The sequence below is a fragment of the Rhodanobacter thiooxydans genome, from assembly GCF_021545845.1.
Lineage (GTDB): Bacteria > Pseudomonadota > Gammaproteobacteria > Xanthomonadales > Rhodanobacteraceae > Rhodanobacter.
The window spans coordinates 60,175-75,639 of the sequence record NZ_CP088923.1 but is presented as its reverse complement, the minus strand read 5'-3'; the positions used below and the strand labels follow the sequence as shown (position 1 = coordinate 75,639).

Sequence of the window (15,465 nt, the reverse complement as noted above, 5' to 3'; positions counted from 1 at the left end):
TTCGCCTGACTTGCTGCGTTCCACTTTCCGTTTCGCGCTATTTGCCCGGCTTCTTCAAGCGCCGCTGACGTGGTGGCGGCAGATAGTTTTCGCCGGTCACCACTTTCTTGCCGGTTTGGCTTTCCAGCTCCAGCCGAGCACGTTTCGCGATCGCGCCGCCACTCTTCGCGGCCACCTTGTTCGCCGGCATGCCGGTGGCTCGCGTGGTCTCGGCGATCTGCCGGGTGGACAGCTCGGCCAGCGCGGTAAAGATCAGTTCGGCCTCGCTCATGTGGTCACGCAGGTTTTGTGTCTTCAGCCCCTTGAGCTGTTTGTGCTCCTTCACGCCAAGGCCGGTCCACTCCTCGTGGATCAGGTTGGTGAGGATGGCGAACTCCTGACCACGCTTTACGTCGTGGCTGTCCCAGTAGTCGGTCAGCTTGGCTCGCGTTTCCTGTCCGGTCATGCGCTGGCTGATCCATTTCTCGCTGCGACCGTGCTTCTGCCACGTCGCGCGGGCGCGGTCCAGCGCCAAGGCCGGATCGGCCAGTTCCTGTATGCGCTCGTAGCCGATCTTGGCCAACCACAGCTTGATCGGCTCGGCCTTCGGGCTGGGCACGGATTGCACCAAGCGCAGCAAGGTTTCGGCGGTGGCCACGTCGGTGACGTAGTTCTTGCCGTCCGCTGCGGTCAATTTCAGTCGGTTACATTTTGTAACCGACTCACTTCCTTCTTTGGCCAGCCGGTTCTTCAAGACTTTCCAGTAGTTGCGCGCCGTCTGGTAATCTGGCTGTCGGGTCAGCACCTGCACGATGTCCACCACCGAGAACCACCAGGTCTCGCTTGCTTCGTCGTAGACGCGGCGGATCGCATGGTCTTCAAACTGGGCGGGTAGTTGCTGCATGGCCGACTCCTTGTGCGGGTTCACTGCAGGCATTGTCCCGTCACTGTAACTGGCTGTCGTCGCGGCGGTTGTGAGGTATCGGCCAGGACAGATGTCATCGGCGAACGCACGGATTGTTCGGGCGACCAAAACGACAACGGGCGCCGAGGCGCCCGTTGTCGTTCCGATGTGCCCGCGCTTGCAGCCGCCTTTGATCAGAGCGAGTAGTACATCTGGAATTCCAGCGGATGCGTGCTGGCGCGGTACTTGGTCACTTCCTTCATCTTCACCTCGATGTAGGCGTCAATGAAGTCGTCGGTGAACACGCCACCGGCTTTCAGGAACTCGCGGTCCTTGTCCAGCGCTTCCAGCGCGGCGTCGAGGCTGGAGCACACCTGCGGGATGTTCTTCTCCTCTTCCGGCGGCAGGTCGTACAGGTCCTTGTCGGCCGGCGCGCCCGGGTCGATCTTGTTGATGATGCCATCCAGGCCGGCCATCATCAGCGCGGTGAACACCAGGTAGCCGGAGTTCATTGGATCGGGGAAGCGCACCTCGATGCGACGGCCCTTGGGGCTGGCCACGTACGGGATGCGGCAGCTCGCCGAACGGTTGCGCGCCGAGTAGGCCAGCATCACCGGCGCCTCGAAGCCAGGCACCAGCCGCTTGTAGCTGTTGGTGGTGGAGTTGGCGAAGGCGTTGATCGCGCGAGCATGCTTGAAGATGCCGCCGATGTACCACAGCGCGGTCTGCGACAGGCCGCCGTAGAGGTCGCCGGCGAACAGGTTCTCGCCGTTCTTCGCCAGCGACTGGTGCACGTGCATGCCCGAGCCGTTGTCGCCGACCAGCGGCTTCGGCATGAAGGTGACGGTCTTGCCGTTCTGGTGCGCCACGTTCTTGATGACGTACTTCATCGTCAGCAGTTCATCGGCCTTCTTCACCAGCGTGTTGAACTTCACGCCGATCTCGCACTGGCCGGCGTTCGCTACCTCGTGGTGGTGCACTTCGACCTTCTGGCCCAGCGACTCCAGCACCTTGCACATGTCGGCGCGCAGGTCGCCCAGCGAATCGACCGGGCTGACCGGGAAGTAGCCGCCCTTCACGCCCGGGCGATGGCCGCTGTTGTTGCCGTCGTACTTGTAGCGCGACGACCACGCCGCTTCCTCGGAGCCGATTTCGTAGAACACCCGGCCCGGATCGTTCTGCCAGCGCACCGAATCGAAGATGAAGAACTCCGGCTCCGGCCCGAAGAACGCGGTGTCGGCGATGCCGGTGGATTTCAGGAACGCCTCGCCGCGTTTGGCGATCGAGCGCGGGTCGCGGCCGTAGGCCTGCATGGTCGACGGCTCCAGCACGTCGCAGTGCAGGATCAGCTGGGTGTGCGAGCTGAACGGGTCGAGGTGGGCGGTATCCGGATCGGGCAGCAGGATCATGTCCGACTCGTTGATGCCCTTCCAGCCGGTGATCGAGGAACCGTCGAACATCTTGCCGTCCTCGAACGTCGACTCGTCGATCGCGTGGGCCGGGAAGGTGACGTGGTGGTGCACGCCGAGCATGTCGGCGAAGCGGAAGTCGACGAACTCGACCTCATGCTCCTGGATCAGGTCGAGCACTTTGTTGGCGGACATGGAGCAACCTCGGCGATGGATGGTGAGCTGGCTTGAGCAAGGCCCGTGCCAATGGCTGCAGCCGTTGCGCAGCAACGGCTGGCGGAAGTTTTCGCTGCCTCGGGCCAATCAGAAGGAAACGTGATGGTGCAATACAAAGGCCATATTGCACCATCATGACTCATCCGATCCCGCTGCCCGATGCCCCGCTCAGCCATCGTAGGCGCTTTCGCCGTGCGAGGTAATGTCCAGCCCCTCGCGCTCGGCCTCGTAGGGTACGCGCAGGCCGAACACCAGCTTGACGACCAGATAGCCCAGCACCGAAACCACGCCGCTCCACAGCACGGTGATACCCACGCCCAGCGCCTGCACGCCGAGTTGGCGGATCACCGAATAGTTCGTCGCACCGGTGCCGCCCAGCCCCGGCGCGGTGAACACGCCGGTCAGCAACGCGCCCACGATGCCGCCGACGCCGTGCACGCCGAACACGTCCAGCGCATCGTCCGCGCGCAGCAGCTTCTTCAGCCGGGTCACGCCCCACACGCAGCACAAACTGGCCATTGCGCCGATCACGATCGCGCCCATCGGCCCCACCGTGCCGCAGGCCGGGGTGATGCCGACCAGGCCAGCCACCGCGCCGGAGGCGCCACCCACCATCGACGCGTGGCCGCGCATCGCCGCCTCCACCGCCAGCCACGTCAGCACTGCCGCTGCCGCCGCCAGCAGAGTGTTGATGAAGGCCAGCCCCGCGCCCGCGTTCGCCTCCAGATTGGAGCCGGCGTTGAAGCCGAACCAACCCACCCACAGCAGCGCCGCGCCGACCATGGTGAACGTCACGTTGTGCGGCTTCATCGGCTCGCGGCCGAAGCCCAGCCGCGGCCCGACCAGCCAGGCGCCGACCAGGCCGGCCACGCCGGCGTTGATGTGCACCACGGTGCCGCCGGCGAAATCCAGCGCGCCCCGGGCGAACAGGAAGCCGCTCGGCCCCGCCCACACCATGTGCGCGATCGGCAGGTAGGCGAAGGTGAACCAGATCGCCGTGAACAGCAGCACCGCGCGAAAACGCATGCGCTCGGCGAGCGCGCCCACGATCAGCGCCCCGGTGATGCCGGCGAAGGTGGCCTGGAACGCCACGAACACGTACTCCGGCAGCGCCACGCCGGCGCTGAACGTGGCCGCCAGCGTGTCTTTGGTCACACCGTGCAGGAACAGCTTGTGGAAATTGCCGATCACCGCGCCGCCGCCGCTGAAGGCGAGACTGTAGCCGTACACCACCCACAGCAGCAGCAGCAGCGAGAACACCGTCAGCACCTGCATCAGCACCGACAGCACGTTCTTCGCACGTACCAGGCCGCCGTAGAACAGCGCCAGCCCCGGCACCGTCATCAGCAGCACCAGCAGGGTGGAGGTGAGCATCCACGCCACGTCGCCCTTGTCGACCACGGGCGCGGGCGTGGCGGCGTGCAGCAGCGGCGCGGTCAGGGCCAACGCCAAGCTCGCGCCGACACCACGGTGGAACCTGAACTGTTTCATGGAAAACCTCACAGGATGCGGGTCAGAGGGGATGACGCTTGCTAAAGGTCGTCATCCCCGCGAAAGCGGGAGGCGCTTTATCAACAGCGAAGCTGGTCATCCAGCGCCTTCATATGCTCGGCAAACGACCAAAGACACGGGATCTCCGCTTGCGCGCGAATGACGGAAGTGGGTCAAAGCGCATCGGCGTCGAGCTCGCCGGTGCGGATGCGGAGCACCTGCTCCACGCCGGTGACGAAAACCTTGCCGTCACCGACGTTGCCGGTGCGCGCGGCGCGCTGGATTTCCTCCAGCGCCGCGTCGAGCAGCTCGTCGGGCACCACCACCTCGACCTTGAGCTTGGGCAGGAAATCGACCACGTACTCGGCTCCTCGATACAGCTCGGTGTGGCCCTTCTGGCGACCGAAGCCGCGCACCTCCGTCACCGTGATGCCCGACACGCCGGCATGCGCCAGCGCGTCGCGGACCTCGTCGAGCTTGTACGGACGGATGACGCTGGTGATCATTTTCATGGATGGCTCCGGGTGTATGTCTTTCAGAACGACCTGGCCACGCTCAGCAGCGCGGTAGCGCGGCCCAGATAGTGGCCGCGCGCATTGGTGTAGATCGACGCGTTCGCGTTGGTGTCGCAGTAACCCAGTGCCACCGACCAACCGCTGCCGAAGTTCCGGGTCACGCCCAGCTTCCAGTCGCTGAACGAGGCGCCGCGCACGTTCCTTACGTGCTGGTGTCCGACATGCGCGTTGAGCAGCCAGCCCGGCGCGAACGGCTGGTTCCACGACAGGTCCAGGTAGCCGCTGTGCTGGCTGCCGGCGTAGCCGAACAGGTCGGTAAACGCGTATGAGTACTTCAGCGACACGCTTTTCCAGGCCAGCGCGACATAGCCCTCGGTGGTATTCGGCAGGGTGAAGCGCGCCGGATAACTGCCGGGGTACTGGTAGCGGTACACGCCAACGTCCCCGCTCCAGTCGCTGCCGAAGCTGCCGCGCCAGCCGCCGTAGAGGTCGAGCTCCACGCTGCTTGAAATCAGTGCGGCGGACGTCGAGGCATCGGACAGCCAGCTGACATTGCTGCCCCAGCCGCCCACGTACCAGCCGCTGGCATGATCAAACTCGACGCCGGCCTGCACGGCAGGCTGGCGATCGGTCTGCGACAGGCCGCGGAACAGGTAGTCGCTGACCATGCCGGCGCTGACCACCCACCGGCTGGCCGGCACCTCGCCGACTTGCGCCGATGCGTGGCCGGAAGCGGCACAGCACGGCGCGACGACCACCATGTACAACCAGCTTCGCTGCATGGACCGCGCCCTCCGCTGATGACGTCGCGCGAATGGCCGTCCAGACGTCCATGAGCCACCGCGACACGGCCATGCGTTTGCATGGCTTGTCATGCTCAGCAAGCCGCGTGCCACGGGCGCAAACCGTTGCCGTGACGGCGTTGGCGACGCCGTGCGCGAACGCCCCGCACCGGCGTTAGCACCATCCGCACCCGTCGGCGCGGCCGGTTTGCACTGTTGCAGTGCGTGCGCGTTCCGACCGGTCGCTCAGCCTGCAGCCATCTGGCGCGAGGGCAAAGCCCGTAAGCTATGGCGTTTCACGCCGGCGATCCGCTCGACGGCGTCCCACCCCCGCCCGCCAACGGACCCACCCGTGACCGACCTGCTCCATGTCATCCTGCTCGGCATCATCGAAGGCATCACCGAATTCCTGCCGATCTCCTCGACCGGCCACCTGCTGATCGCCGAGAAGTTCGGCCTGGGCGCGCGCTCGGACCTGTTCAACATCGGCATCCAGGCCGGCGCAATCCTGGCGGTCACGCTGATCTACTGGAGGCGTATCTGGCAGTTGCTGACGCAGTGGCGCGACGCGGCCAACCGCGACTACCTGCTGAAGCTCACGGTGGCGTTCCTGATCACCGCGGTACTTGGCTTCGTCGCGGTGAAGCTGGGCTTCAAGCTGCCGGAGACGGTGACCCCGGTGGCCTGGGCGCTGGTGATCGGCGGCCTGTGGATGATCGCCGCCGAGCGGCTGGCCGCGCGCCAGCCCGAGCGCAGCGCGGTGACGTGGAAGGTGGCGATCCTGGTCGGCATTGCGCAGATGGCCGCCGGCATCTTCCCCGGCACCTCGCGCTCGGCCGCGACGATCTTCGCGGCGATGCTGTTCGGCACCAGCAACCGCGCGGCGGCCACCGAGTTCGCGTTCCTGGTCGGCATCCCCACGATGTACGCGGCCACCGGCTACGAGCTGCTGAAGGTGGCGAAGGACGGCGGCGCCGCGCACGAGGACTGGACCGCGCTGGTGGTCGGCTTCGTGGTCTCGGCGATCGTCGCCTTCATCGCGGTGAAGTGGCTGCTCGGCTACATCCGCAGCCACACCTTCACCCCGTTCGCGGTCTACCGCATCGCGCTCGGCGTGGCGCTGCTGTTGCTGGTGCCGGCCGGTGCCTGAACCCGCCGCGGCCGGAGGTGCGGCCGTTGCTGGATGCAGCGCCTACGCGGCTTCGACCAACGCCTTCCCATGCAGCGGTTTCGACGCGGCCTTCGGCGCACCGGCCATGTGCTGGCCCGGCTGGCTGGTGTGCTCGAACAGCTCGCGCACCCATTCGATGAAGGCCTGCACGCGCGCCGACAGCTGCTGCTTCCGCAGGTAGACGATCCACACCGGCTTGCCGGTGGAGCGGACGTCGGTCATCACCGGTTCCGGCATGTCCTTCTCCAGCAGGCACGCGGCCAGCATGCGCAGTACCTGGGTCCGGTCTTGATCAATGGAATCGTCCGGCGGAACGCCTAGCCAAAAGGCTGCTCGATGGACGGGCTCTGTGGCGTGAACCAGCGCGCACCGTCATCGGTGACATACATGATGTCCTCGAGCCGCACGCCGAACTCGCCGGGAATGTAGATACCCGGTTCATCGCTGAAGGTCATGTTTGCCAGGATCTTTCGCTTGTTGCCGCGTACCAGGTAGTACCACTCGTGCATGTCCATGCCGATGCCGTGACCGAGGCGGTGCGCGAAATATTTGTAGTCCGGTCCGTAGCCACCGTCGACAATCACCTTGCGGGCGGCGGCATCCACCGACTCCATCGTGGCACCCGGATGCGCCGCCTTCAGCGCCGCCTGCTGCGCCTTCTGCACGATGCCGAATACCTTCTTCATCTTGTCGGAGGCCTTGCCCAGGACGAAGGTACGGGTGATGTCGCTCTGATAGCCCTCCACGAAACAGCCCTCGTCGATAAGCACTACCGTGCCTTCGACGATTTTCTGCGGAGCGATCGAACCGTGCGGCTGGGCGGAGTATTTTCCGACATTGACGATCGCCTCGCCTGCCAGTCCCTGACGTCCGTAGGCGGCACCGATCCAGTCCAGCACCTGTTGCTGCGTCATGCCGGGTTCGAGCGCCTTCCACACGGCGTGGTACACCGCCAGCGTCGCGTTGTTGGCGACCTGCATCTGGGCCAGCTCGGCCGGACTCTTGATCGAACGGCAGCCGGCGGTAACCGGCATGGCGGACACGAGCCGCACGTGCGGCATCGCATTGCCGATGTTGGTGGCGCGGGAAAACGGTACCTGATCTTCGATGCCCAGCGTTCCGGTGGACGCGTGCAGCTCGGCCATGATCTGCGCGATCTTCTCGTAGGGACTTTCGTGCTCCTGCCAGGCACGCACGTCATGGCCGAACTTGATCTGCTCCAGCGCGCGGCTCAGTTCGAATGCAGGTGTGATGTAGATCGGATCCCCCGACCTGGGCAGCAGCATGCCCATGGTCCGCTCACTGGTGAACCAGTGCATGCCGGTGAAATAGTTCAGCGAGGCACCGCCATCCATGAAGATGGCATCCATCTTGTTTTCGGCCATGAACTGCTGCGCCCGGTTCAGGCGGGCCCGGCGTTCGGCGTCGGTGATGGGGACGATCTGCGACTGTACCGGCTGCAGCGCCATGATCGAAGGCGGCAAGCTGGCGCAGCCGGTGCCCTGTCGGGCCACGGCCTCGCCCGCCAGCAGGCTCGTCGACAAGGCCGCCGCACCCATGGCCGAGGCCTGCAGGAAGCGCCGCCGGCCAAGGTGGATCGTGTTGCTGGTTTCCATCATTGCTCCCCTGTATGCAGCTGCTCGTGGCAGCGATTCGGACCATCCCGGCGGCAACTGCACGGCTCTTCCGCGACGACGAAGCCACATCGTGGTGAGGTTACGCCGCTTGCGGACGCTCAACGCTGCACGATGTGCGCGAACCACTCCCAGCCGCGCACGCGCTCGCAGATCAGCTTAGTGCAGGTCAGCATCGGCACCGCCAGCAGCGCGCCGGGGATGCCCCACAGCCAGCCCCACAGCAGCAGCCACAGCAGGATGGCGATGGGCGACAGCCGCATGCTGGCGCCCTGGATCAGCGGCGTGATCAGGTTGCCTTCCACCGCGGTGATGCCGGCGAAGGTCAACACCGGCAGGAACACTTCCAGGCTGGCGTCGCTGGCGTAGAGCATGCACACCACCGCCAGCAGCGAGGTGGTGACGATCGCGCCGACGTAGGGAATGAAGTTGGCGAACATCGCCACCGCGCCCCACAGCAGCGGGTCGGGCACCTTGTACAGCCACAGCATGCCGGCGGTGACCGCGCCGAGGCTGGCGTTGATCAGCAGCGCGGTGAGCAGGTAGCGCGACACCTCGCTCTGGATGCCGCGCACGATGCTCACCGCGTGCCGCTTGTAGGTGAAGCCGGGGGTGATCTCCACCAGCCGGCGCAGCATCGAGTCGCCGTAGATCAGGAAGAAGAACACCAGCAGCAGCACGCCGAGCACCGCGGCGAGCACCTTCGGCGTGGTGGCAACCACGTCCCAGGCGCTGATCGAGATCGGCGTGGCCTGCGGCGCAGGCGCACGGGTGCTGCCGCTGACCAGGGTCTGGGTGGCGCGGTTGGCTGCTTCGAGCGGCCGGGTGAAGCTGCGCAGTTTCGGCACGAAGCTCTTGATCGCCGCCGGCGCGTCGTGGAACCAGCCGACCGCCGGCTGCGCCAGCAGGCCCACGCCACTGCCGATGCCGACGATCAGGCCAAGCATCAACACGCTGGCGGTGAGCCAGCGCGGCAGATGCAGGCGCGTGCCGAAGGCCACGATCGGGTTCAGCGCCAGCCCGATGAACGCGGCCAGCACCAGCGGGATCAACAGCGCCTTGCTCAGCGTGATGGTGTACAGCAGCGCCAGCAGCAGCAGTGTGTTCAGCACCACGCGCAGCGCACGCAGGTGGCGGCGCGTGGCGCGCGCGGCGGCCAGCCGTGGCGGCTCCGGGTGCAACGCCGTGCCAGTCGCCGGTGGCGCCGGCGGCGTGGCGACGACGTCGCCGGGCGCCGGCGGGAGTACCGGTGCGGATTCGCTCATGCCGGCTCGTCGTCCGCCGCATGCGCCGCGGCCGCGGCGACCGGCGCCACCGCTGCCAGTTCCGCAACCAGCCGCACCGCGTGGGCGGCCACTTCGGCCAGGCGGTCGCCGAGCAGAGCACCCAGCCCCGGCACCCGCAGCGGATGCACGTTGAGGCTGCCCAGCACGAAGCCGGCGCCGGCCGCAGTGCCCACCATGGTCAACGGATGCTCGCGGCCGCGGCCCAGCAGCGCCGCCGCCGGCGGGGCCAGGGCATGGCGCGCCGCATGCACGCGTCGCTGCGCCGCCTGCACCTTTGCCATCTGCCTGAACAGGCTCATGCCCGATCCTCCGCGCGGCGATCCTGCTCGGCGGTGGGCTCCGCCGGCTGCAGGCCCGCGCGCATCATCGCACCCCACTCGCTGCGTGTGGCCGGCAGACTCATCCAGTGCATGCAGCGGCGGAACAGCGCGATCGCGCCGAACAGGAACAGCACCTGCAGCAGCGCCAGCAGCAGCAGCGCCCAGATCCACGAATCGAACCACGTTGCCAGCAGCACGCCGGCCAGGCCGAGCAGGGTCAGGCCCAGCCCGACGCCGGCGACGGTGGCGGCCAAGCCGGCCAGCAACAGCCATGACACGGCGCTGCGTGCCAACCCCAGTTCCGCCGCCAGCAGTTGCGCCTGGGCGCCGAACAGCTGCCTCGCCGCGCGGCCGAACCGGCCGAGCTCGTCAAGCAGCCCGGACGGTGGCGGCGACGGCTCCGGCGACGGCGCTGCACGGGGCGACTCACCTTCCTCGTCGTGCATCCCCGGCCCCCGTGCCGCGTGGGTCAACGCCGCAGGATGCGGCCGAGCAGCCAGCCGGCGCCCAGCGCGATGGCGACCGATTGCACCGGCTTCTCGCGCACGTAGTCGCGCACCTGCTCCAGCCAGGCGTCGGCGCGGTCCCTCGTCTCGTCGTAGACCTCGCGGCCGCGCTCGCCGACCTGGGCCGCCTTGTCGCTGGCCTTGTGGGCGGCGCCGGCGGCCTTGTCGGTGGCATGGTGCAGGCCTTCCTCGACGCGGTCGGCGGCGCGCTCGACCTTGTCCTTGGTGGCCGCCACTGCTTCGGACGTGGCCTGCTTGATGCGCTCGGCGCGCTGGTCGATGCGGTCACCGGCGGCCGGCCCGGGGGGCTGGATTTGCTCGTTCATGGCATGCTCCGGAGAAGACTCATGGTGGCACAGTCGCGGTTCGATGGTCGCACTCAACTGGTGCGGCGGAAGAACGCGATGATCGCCAGGATGAGGAAGATGATGAACAGGACTTTCGCGATCCCGGCCGCGGCACCTGCAATGCCGCCAAAGCCGAGCACGGCGGCGATGATTGCGATGACCAGGAAAACCAGGGCGTAGTGAAGCATGGGGGCGTCCTCGGGGGGAATGGTGGCGGGGAACCGCCGTTGCGGCCATTCACCCACAGCCTGCGCCATGCGGGTGTGAAGGGTGCCGGCAGCGCCGTGCACGCGCTGCCGACGTTTGCGCTACGCGGGTTCAGCCGGCCAGCGCCGGGTTCAGGCTGTAGGTACCGACCAGCTCCGCCTCGGCCAGCACGTGGCCGGCCATTGCCGCGCGCAACTCGGCCAACGTGAAGCCGTGGTGCAGCGGCAGCGCAGCCGTGTCGAGCGCGTGGAGCTTGAAGTGGTAATGGTGCAGCAGCGCGTCGTTCCACGGCGGGCACGGGCCGTCGTAGCCGAGATAATCGCCGCCCATGTCAGCGTCGCCGGCGAACCAGCCGGTGTAGTCGTTGATGCCCTGCACACTGCCCGGCGGCCCGAACGGCGCGCGCTTGCCATGCGCGGTGACGCCGTCGCTGCAGCTGCCCGCGGCCAACTCGCCGCACTCGGCAGGGATGTTCGCCATCAGCCAGTGCACGAACTCCACTCGCGGCAAGTCGGCCGGCACGCTGCGACCGGGCTGGTTCACGTCGTCGCCGCGGCTGGGCACGTCGGGGTCGATGCAGGTGAGCACGAACGAACGCGTGGCGGCCGGCGCGCCCTTCCACGCCAGCTGCGGGCTGCGGTTGCCCGACAGCGCGACCGGATCGCCGCGCTTGCCGAAGGCGAACTCGGCGGGAATTGGCTGGCCGTTGGCGAAGTAGTCGCTGTGCAGGTGCATAAGAGCTCCGGGATTCGGGAGGCGGGATTCGGGATACGGAAAAACGCGCTACGACAAGCCTACCCTCATGGGCTTGCGGGGGCATCTACGCTCGCGCGCGGGCGCTCTTGCGAATCCCGAATCCCGTCTCCCGAATCCCGGCTTCCATACGTCACCCGATACACCGCCCCGGCCAGGTCGTCGCTGACCAGCACGCTGCCGTCGGGCAGTGGCTGCACGTCGACCGGGCGGCCCCAGGCGCTTTCGTTCTGTTCGAAGCCGGTGATCAGCGGCTCGTACGCCACCACCTTGCTGCCGTTCAGGCGCACCGTCATCACCCGGTAGCCGGATTTCTTCGTGCGGTTCCACGAGCCGTGTTCGGCCACGATGATCGCGCCGCGGTAGCTGGCCGGGAACTGTTGGCCTTCATAGAAGCGCATGCCCAGCGCGCCCACGTGCGCGCCTAGCTTCAGCACCGGCGGCACGTAATCCTTGCAGCGGCGACCCTTGCCGAACTCGGGGTCAAGCGTGTCGCCCTGGTGGCAGTACGGGTAGCCAAAGTGCTGGTCGGGGCCGGTGATCTCGTTCAACTCGTCGCTGGGCATGTCGTCGCCCATCAGGTCACGGCCGTTGTCGGTGAACCACAGGCGCTTCGTGCCTGGCTGCCAATCGAAGCCGACCGAGTTGCGGATGCCGCGGGCCACGTCCTGCCAGTCGCTGCCGTCGGCGTTCATGCGGATCAGCTTGCCGTGCGCCGGCGCCGGGTCGCAGATGTTGCACGGTGCGCCGATCGGCACGTACAGCTTGCCGTCCGGGCCGAACGCGATGAACTTCCAGCCGTGGTGGGTTTCGCTGGGCAGCTGGTCGGTGACCACGGCCGGCTTCGGCGGATCGTCCAGGTGGTTCTCGATGTCGCGCAGCACGACGATGCAGCTCACCGCCGAGACGTACAGGTCGCCACCCTTGAACGCCACGCCCACCGGCAGCTGCAGGCCGCTGGCGACCACCCGCACCTGGTCGGCGACGCCGTCGCCGTTGTTGTCGGTGAGCGCGTAGACCTTGCCGGCATCGTTGGAACCGACGAACACCGTGCCCTTCGCCCCCAGCGCAAGCTCGCGTGCGTCCGGCACCTGGTCGGAGTACAGCGCGATGTGGAAGCCCCTGGGCAGGGTCAGTCGATCCAACGGCGGCGGCGCGGCCAGCGCCGGCAGCGACGACAGGCCCAGCAGCAACGGCAGCAGCAGGCGCATGGCGATGGCCCCGTGATCGAGAGGGAAGGCGCAGCGTATACCGGAGTGGATGGAGCCAGAAACCCTGCCGCCCGCTAAACTGCGGCCTTTCGGGGGAACGCATGAGCGAACTGGACGACCTCACCACCCTGGTCCGTGCGGCCACGCCGCTGCTGGTGATCGAGACGGTGGACGAGCAGCGAGTGATCGAGTGCTTCCGCCACGTGATCGCGCAGGCGCTGCACCCGCTGTGGCGCTGGACCCTGACCGACGGCCTGCAGCGGCTGGACTTCGCCGCCGCCGGCAGCGTGGCGCCCGACGCCACCGCCACGCTGGAGGCGATCCGCGCCCAGGACCAGCGCGGCATCTACCTGATGTTCGATTTCCACGGCCTGCTCGGCTACGCGATGAGCCTGCGCCAGTTGCGCGAGATCGTGCAGCGCCAGCGCTCGGCCGCGCACACCATCGTGCTGGTCGGCGCCAAGGTCGAACTGCCCCGCGAGCTGGAGGCGCTGTCGCTGCGCGTGCCGCTGGCGCTGCCTGACCTCAAGGAACTGGCCGGCATCCTGCGCGGCGAGGCGGCCGCCTGGCAGCGCGAGCAGAACTGCCGTATCGAGGTGGACAACGATGCCGCGCGCACCATCGTGCGCAACCTGCTCGGGCTGTCCGCACCGGATGCGCGGCGCATCGTGCGCAAGCTGATCTACGCCGATGGCGCGCTCGGCCCGAACGACCTGCCGGTGCTGATGCAGTCCAAGTTCGAGCTGCTCAACCGCTCCGGCCTGCTGCACTACGAATACGCCACCGCCAGCTTCGCCGACATCGCCGGCGTGGCCCGCGTGCGCAAGTGGGTGCAGCGGCGCCGCGCGGTGTTCCTCGCCGCCACGCCCGATCCCGTGCTCGACCCGCCCAGGGGCGTGCTGCTGCTTGGCGTGCAGGGCTGCGGCAAGAGCCTCGCCGCGAAGGCGATCGCCGGCGGCTTCGGCGTGCCGCTGGTGCGGCTGGATTTCGGCACGCTGTACGACAAGTACCAGGGCGAGACCGAGAAGAACCTGCGCGAGGCGCTGGCCAGCACCGAGCTGCTGGCGCCGTGCGTGCTGTGGATCGACGAGATCGAGAAGGGCCTGGCCGGCGGCGGCGAAGACGGTGGCGTGTCGCGCCGCGTGCTCGGCTATCTGCTGACCTGGATGGCCGAACGCAAGGCCAAGGTGTTCGTCGTGGCCACCGCCAATGCCGTCAACGAACTGCCTGCCGAGCTGCTGCGCAAGGGCCGCTTCGACGAAATCTTCTTCGTCGACCTGCCGAAGGAATCCGTGCGCGCCGAGATCTTCGGCATGCACCTGAAACGGCGCAAGCTCGACCCCGCCGGCTTCGACCTGGCCACCCTCGCCGCCGCCAGCGACGGCTGCTCCGGCGCCGAGATCGAGCAAACCATCGTCAGCGCGCTGTATGACGCCGCCGGCAACGGCACGCCGCCCGACCAGGCCACCTTGCTCCACGCGCTGCAGCAGACGCGCCCGTTGTCGGTGCTGATGCGCGAACAGGTAGACGCGCTGCGCGCGTGGGCGCAGGGGCGCTGCGTGGCGGCAGATTGAACGACCCCGAGCCGCGCTGCGCAACGCCGGCGCGGTTCCGTCCGGCGCCCGGTTTCGGCGTAGTCTTGAGCGCGCATCGTCAGGAGGGTCGAATCATGTTTCGTCATACCTGCAAGCTGCTCATCCCGCTGCTCGCGGCACTGCTGCTCCCTGTCGCCGCCAGCGCCACTTCTGCCACCGCGCCTGACCGCACCACCGCGGCACTGCAGCAGGCGGTGAACGGCCACTGGCGTTCCGACGCGAACCGGGCCCGCGACCAATATCGGCATCCGCTCGAGACCCTGCAGTTCTTCGGCATCAAGCCCGACATGACGGTGATCGAACTGGCACCCGGCGGTGGCTGGTACACCGAAATCCTCGCGCCGTTCCTCCACGCGCACGGCCACCTGATCGAAGCGGCGCCACCATCAGCGGCGAAGTTCACCGCCAAGCTCAAGGCCGACCCGGCGGTGTACGGACACATCGCAAAAATCGTTCCGTTCGCCCCGCCGGATCAGGTGAAGCTGGGCGCTGACCACTCCGCCGACATGGTGCTCACCTTCCGCAACACGCACGACTGGCTCAACCACAGCCCGGCAACGCTCGATGCGGTGTTCAAGGCTGCATTCAACGTGCTCAGGCCCGGCGGCGTGTTCGGCGTGACCGAACACCGCGCCAAACCGTTCGCCGATGGCGTGGAAAGCGCCGGGGCATTGCACCGCCTCCCCGAGGATTACCTGATCGCGCTGGCCCTCAAGACCGGTTTTCGCGTGGCTGGCGTGTCGCAGATTAATGCCAACCCGAACGACCCGGAAGACATCAACGTGCACCGCCTGCCGCCGGATCTGTCCGGGCCTGACAACGAGCATGCGCAGATGAAGGCGATCGGCGAGTCGGACCGGATGACGTTGAAGTTCGTGAAGCCGTGAGGCAGCCGTTCGCAAAGTAGGCATCGATGGAAGCGCAGGACCTGAAAAAACTGGTGACGGTGCACATGCCGTACGGCAAGTACCAGGGGCGGCTGCTCGCCGACCTGCCCGGCGCGTATCTCGCCTGGTTCGCGCGCAAGGGCTTTCCGAGCGGCGAGCTGGGCCGGCTGCTGTCGCTGATGCTGGAGATCGACCACAACGGCTTGTCCCGGCTGCTGGAGCCGCTGCGCCAGCGGCCTTCCTGAAACCCCG

At 67.3% G+C, this 15,465-nt stretch carries 18 protein-coding genes; 4 read left to right on the top strand and 14 right to left on the bottom strand.

All coding sequences use genetic code 11. The annotated features are described in order from the left end of the window. Positions 1-37 precede the first annotated feature (37 nt). The 5 genes from LRK53_RS00325 to LRK53_RS00305 form a co-directional block, all read right to left on the bottom strand. The gene (locus LRK53_RS00325; protein ID WP_027491488.1) at positions 38-883 is read right to left on the bottom strand and encodes a BRO family protein; all 846 of its coding nucleotides are present in this window, start codon (positions 881-883) and stop codon (positions 38-40) included. A gap of 194 nt (positions 884-1,077) precedes the next feature. Further along, the gene (glnA, locus tag LRK53_RS00320; protein ID WP_027491489.1) at positions 1,078-2,487 is read right to left on the bottom strand and encodes a type I glutamate--ammonia ligase; all 1,410 of its coding nucleotides are present in this window, start codon (positions 2,485-2,487) and stop codon (positions 1,078-1,080) included. Between the two features lie 189 nt (positions 2,488-2,676). Continuing rightward, the gene (locus tag LRK53_RS00315) at positions 2,677-3,999 is read right to left on the bottom strand and encodes an ammonium transporter (RefSeq protein ID WP_027491490.1); all 1,323 of its coding nucleotides are present in this window, start codon (positions 3,997-3,999) and stop codon (positions 2,677-2,679) included. A 173-nt stretch (positions 4,000-4,172) separates the two neighbouring features. After that, a complete protein-coding gene (locus LRK53_RS00310) occupies positions 4,173-4,511 on the bottom strand; it encodes a P-II family nitrogen regulator (protein ID WP_027491491.1) in 339 nt (112 codons plus the stop codon). 23 nt (positions 4,512-4,534) lie between these two features. After that, positions 4,535-5,296 carry a TorF family putative porin gene (locus tag LRK53_RS00305; RefSeq protein WP_027491492.1) on the bottom strand — a complete coding sequence of 254 codons (762 nt, stop codon included), beginning with the start codon at positions 5,294-5,296 and terminating at the stop codon, positions 4,535-4,537. A gap of 352 nt (positions 5,297-5,648) precedes the next feature. On the opposite strand from LRK53_RS00305, the gene LRK53_RS00300 reads away from it, so the two are divergent. After that, on the top strand, positions 5,649-6,446 hold the full coding sequence (locus tag LRK53_RS00300; protein ID WP_027491493.1) for an undecaprenyl-diphosphate phosphatase: 798 nt from the start codon (positions 5,649-5,651) through the stop codon (positions 6,444-6,446). A gap of 42 nt (positions 6,447-6,488) precedes the next feature. Here the strand turns inward: LRK53_RS00300 and LRK53_RS00295 are convergent, their stop codons facing one another. The 9 genes from LRK53_RS00295 to LRK53_RS00255 all read right to left on the bottom strand — a co-directional run bounded on the left by LRK53_RS00295 (position 6,489) and on the right by LRK53_RS00255 (position 12,731). Next, complete coding sequence (locus tag LRK53_RS00295; RefSeq protein ID WP_027491494.1) at positions 6,489-6,734, bottom strand: hypothetical protein; 246 nt, start codon at positions 6,732-6,734, stop codon at positions 6,489-6,491. A 50-nt stretch (positions 6,735-6,784) separates the two neighbouring features. Then, positions 6,785-8,146, bottom strand: a complete 1,362-nt coding sequence (locus tag LRK53_RS00290; protein WP_221174163.1) for a M24 family metallopeptidase — start codon at positions 8,144-8,146, stop codon at positions 6,785-6,787. Positions 8,147-8,202: 56 nt separating this feature from the next. Beyond that, positions 8,203-9,366, bottom strand: coding sequence for an AI-2E family transporter (locus LRK53_RS00285; protein ID WP_027491496.1), 1,164 nt, complete (start codon positions 9,364-9,366; stop codon positions 8,203-8,205). Then, the gene (locus LRK53_RS00280; RefSeq protein ID WP_027491497.1) at positions 9,363-9,686 is read right to left on the bottom strand and encodes a hypothetical protein; all 324 of its coding nucleotides are present in this window, start codon (positions 9,684-9,686) and stop codon (positions 9,363-9,365) included. The genes LRK53_RS00285 and LRK53_RS00280 overlap by 4 nt, the downstream gene beginning before the upstream one ends. Then, the gene (locus LRK53_RS00275) at positions 9,683-10,153 is read right to left on the bottom strand and encodes a hypothetical protein (RefSeq protein ID WP_027491498.1); all 471 of its coding nucleotides are present in this window, start codon (positions 10,151-10,153) and stop codon (positions 9,683-9,685) included. Before LRK53_RS00275 ends, LRK53_RS00280 begins: the two co-directional genes overlap by 4 nt. Before the next feature lie 23 nt (positions 10,154-10,176). Next, positions 10,177-10,539, bottom strand: a complete 363-nt coding sequence (locus LRK53_RS00270; RefSeq protein ID WP_027491499.1) for an ElaB/YgaM/YqjD family protein — start codon at positions 10,537-10,539, stop codon at positions 10,177-10,179. 53 nt (positions 10,540-10,592) lie between these two features. Then, positions 10,593-10,748 carry a DUF1328 family protein gene (locus tag LRK53_RS00265; RefSeq protein ID WP_027491500.1) on the bottom strand — a complete coding sequence of 52 codons (156 nt, stop codon included), beginning with the start codon at positions 10,746-10,748 and terminating at the stop codon, positions 10,593-10,595. A 130-nt stretch (positions 10,749-10,878) separates the two neighbouring features. Further along, a complete protein-coding gene (locus tag LRK53_RS00260) occupies positions 10,879-11,502 on the bottom strand; it encodes a YbhB/YbcL family Raf kinase inhibitor-like protein (protein ID WP_027491501.1) in 624 nt (207 codons plus the stop codon). 65 nt (positions 11,503-11,567) lie between these two features. Next, positions 11,568-12,731 carry a PQQ-dependent sugar dehydrogenase gene (locus LRK53_RS00255; RefSeq protein WP_235642434.1) on the bottom strand — a complete coding sequence of 388 codons (1,164 nt, stop codon included), beginning with the start codon at positions 12,729-12,731 and terminating at the stop codon, positions 11,568-11,570. 101 nt (positions 12,732-12,832) lie between these two features. Between LRK53_RS00255 and LRK53_RS00250 the strand changes: the two genes are divergently transcribed. The 3 genes from LRK53_RS00250 to LRK53_RS00240 all read left to right on the top strand — a co-directional run bounded on the left by LRK53_RS00250 (position 12,833) and on the right by LRK53_RS00240 (position 15,458). Beyond that, on the top strand, positions 12,833-14,305 hold the full coding sequence (locus tag LRK53_RS00250; protein WP_027491502.1) for an AAA family ATPase: 1,473 nt from the start codon (positions 12,833-12,835) through the stop codon (positions 14,303-14,305). Positions 14,306-14,400: 95 nt separating this feature from the next. Beyond that, positions 14,401-15,213 (top strand): class I SAM-dependent methyltransferase, encoded by an 813-nt coding sequence (locus LRK53_RS00245; RefSeq protein ID WP_027491503.1) that lies wholly within the window; start codon positions 14,401-14,403, stop codon positions 15,211-15,213. A 26-nt stretch (positions 15,214-15,239) separates the two neighbouring features. Further along, positions 15,240-15,458: a DUF3820 family protein gene (locus LRK53_RS00240; RefSeq protein ID WP_027491504.1), complete on the top strand. Its 219-nt coding sequence runs from the start codon at positions 15,240-15,242 to the stop codon at positions 15,456-15,458. Positions 15,459-15,465 lie beyond the last annotated feature (7 nt).

Coding starts and splice junctions, on each gene's coding strand:
- LRK53_RS00305 (WP_027491492.1), bottom strand. CDS start 5,296: ATGCAGCGAAGCTGGTTGTACATGGTGGTCGTCGCGCCGTGCTGTGCC.
- glnA (WP_027491489.1), bottom strand. CDS start 2,487: ATGTCCGCCAACAAAGTGCTCGACCTGATCCAGGAGCATGAGGTCGAG.
- LRK53_RS00255 (WP_235642434.1), bottom strand. CDS start 12,731: ATGCGCCTGCTGCTGCCGTTGCTGCTGGGCCTGTCGTCGCTGCCGGCG.
- LRK53_RS00265 (WP_027491500.1), bottom strand. CDS start 10,748: ATGCTTCACTACGCCCTGGTTTTCCTGGTCATCGCAATCATCGCCGCC.
- LRK53_RS00270 (WP_027491499.1), bottom strand. CDS start 10,539: ATGAACGAGCAAATCCAGCCCCCCGGGCCGGCCGCCGGTGACCGCATC.
- LRK53_RS00280 (WP_027491497.1), bottom strand. CDS start 9,686: ATGAGCCTGTTCAGGCAGATGGCAAAGGTGCAGGCGGCGCAGCGACGC.
- LRK53_RS00245 (WP_027491503.1), top strand. CDS start 14,401: ATGTTTCGTCATACCTGCAAGCTGCTCATCCCGCTGCTCGCGGCACTG.
- LRK53_RS00310 (WP_027491491.1), bottom strand. CDS start 4,511: ATGAAAATGATCACCAGCGTCATCCGTCCGTACAAGCTCGACGAGGTC.
- LRK53_RS00250 (WP_027491502.1), top strand. CDS start 12,833: ATGAGCGAACTGGACGACCTCACCACCCTGGTCCGTGCGGCCACGCCG.
- LRK53_RS00295 (WP_027491494.1), bottom strand. CDS start 6,734: ATGCTGGCCGCGTGCCTGCTGGAGAAGGACATGCCGGAACCGGTGATG.
- LRK53_RS00260 (WP_027491501.1), bottom strand. CDS start 11,502: ATGCACCTGCACAGCGACTACTTCGCCAACGGCCAGCCAATTCCCGCC.
- LRK53_RS00240 (WP_027491504.1), top strand. CDS start 15,240: ATGGAAGCGCAGGACCTGAAAAAACTGGTGACGGTGCACATGCCGTAC.
- LRK53_RS00325 (WP_027491488.1), bottom strand. CDS start 883: ATGCAGCAACTACCCGCCCAGTTTGAAGACCATGCGATCCGCCGCGTC.
- LRK53_RS00285 (WP_027491496.1), bottom strand. CDS start 9,366: ATGAGCGAATCCGCACCGGTACTCCCGCCGGCGCCCGGCGACGTCGTC.
- LRK53_RS00315 (WP_027491490.1), bottom strand. CDS start 3,999: ATGAAACAGTTCAGGTTCCACCGTGGTGTCGGCGCGAGCTTGGCGTTG.
- LRK53_RS00275 (WP_027491498.1), bottom strand. CDS start 10,153: ATGCACGACGAGGAAGGTGAGTCGCCCCGTGCAGCGCCGTCGCCGGAG.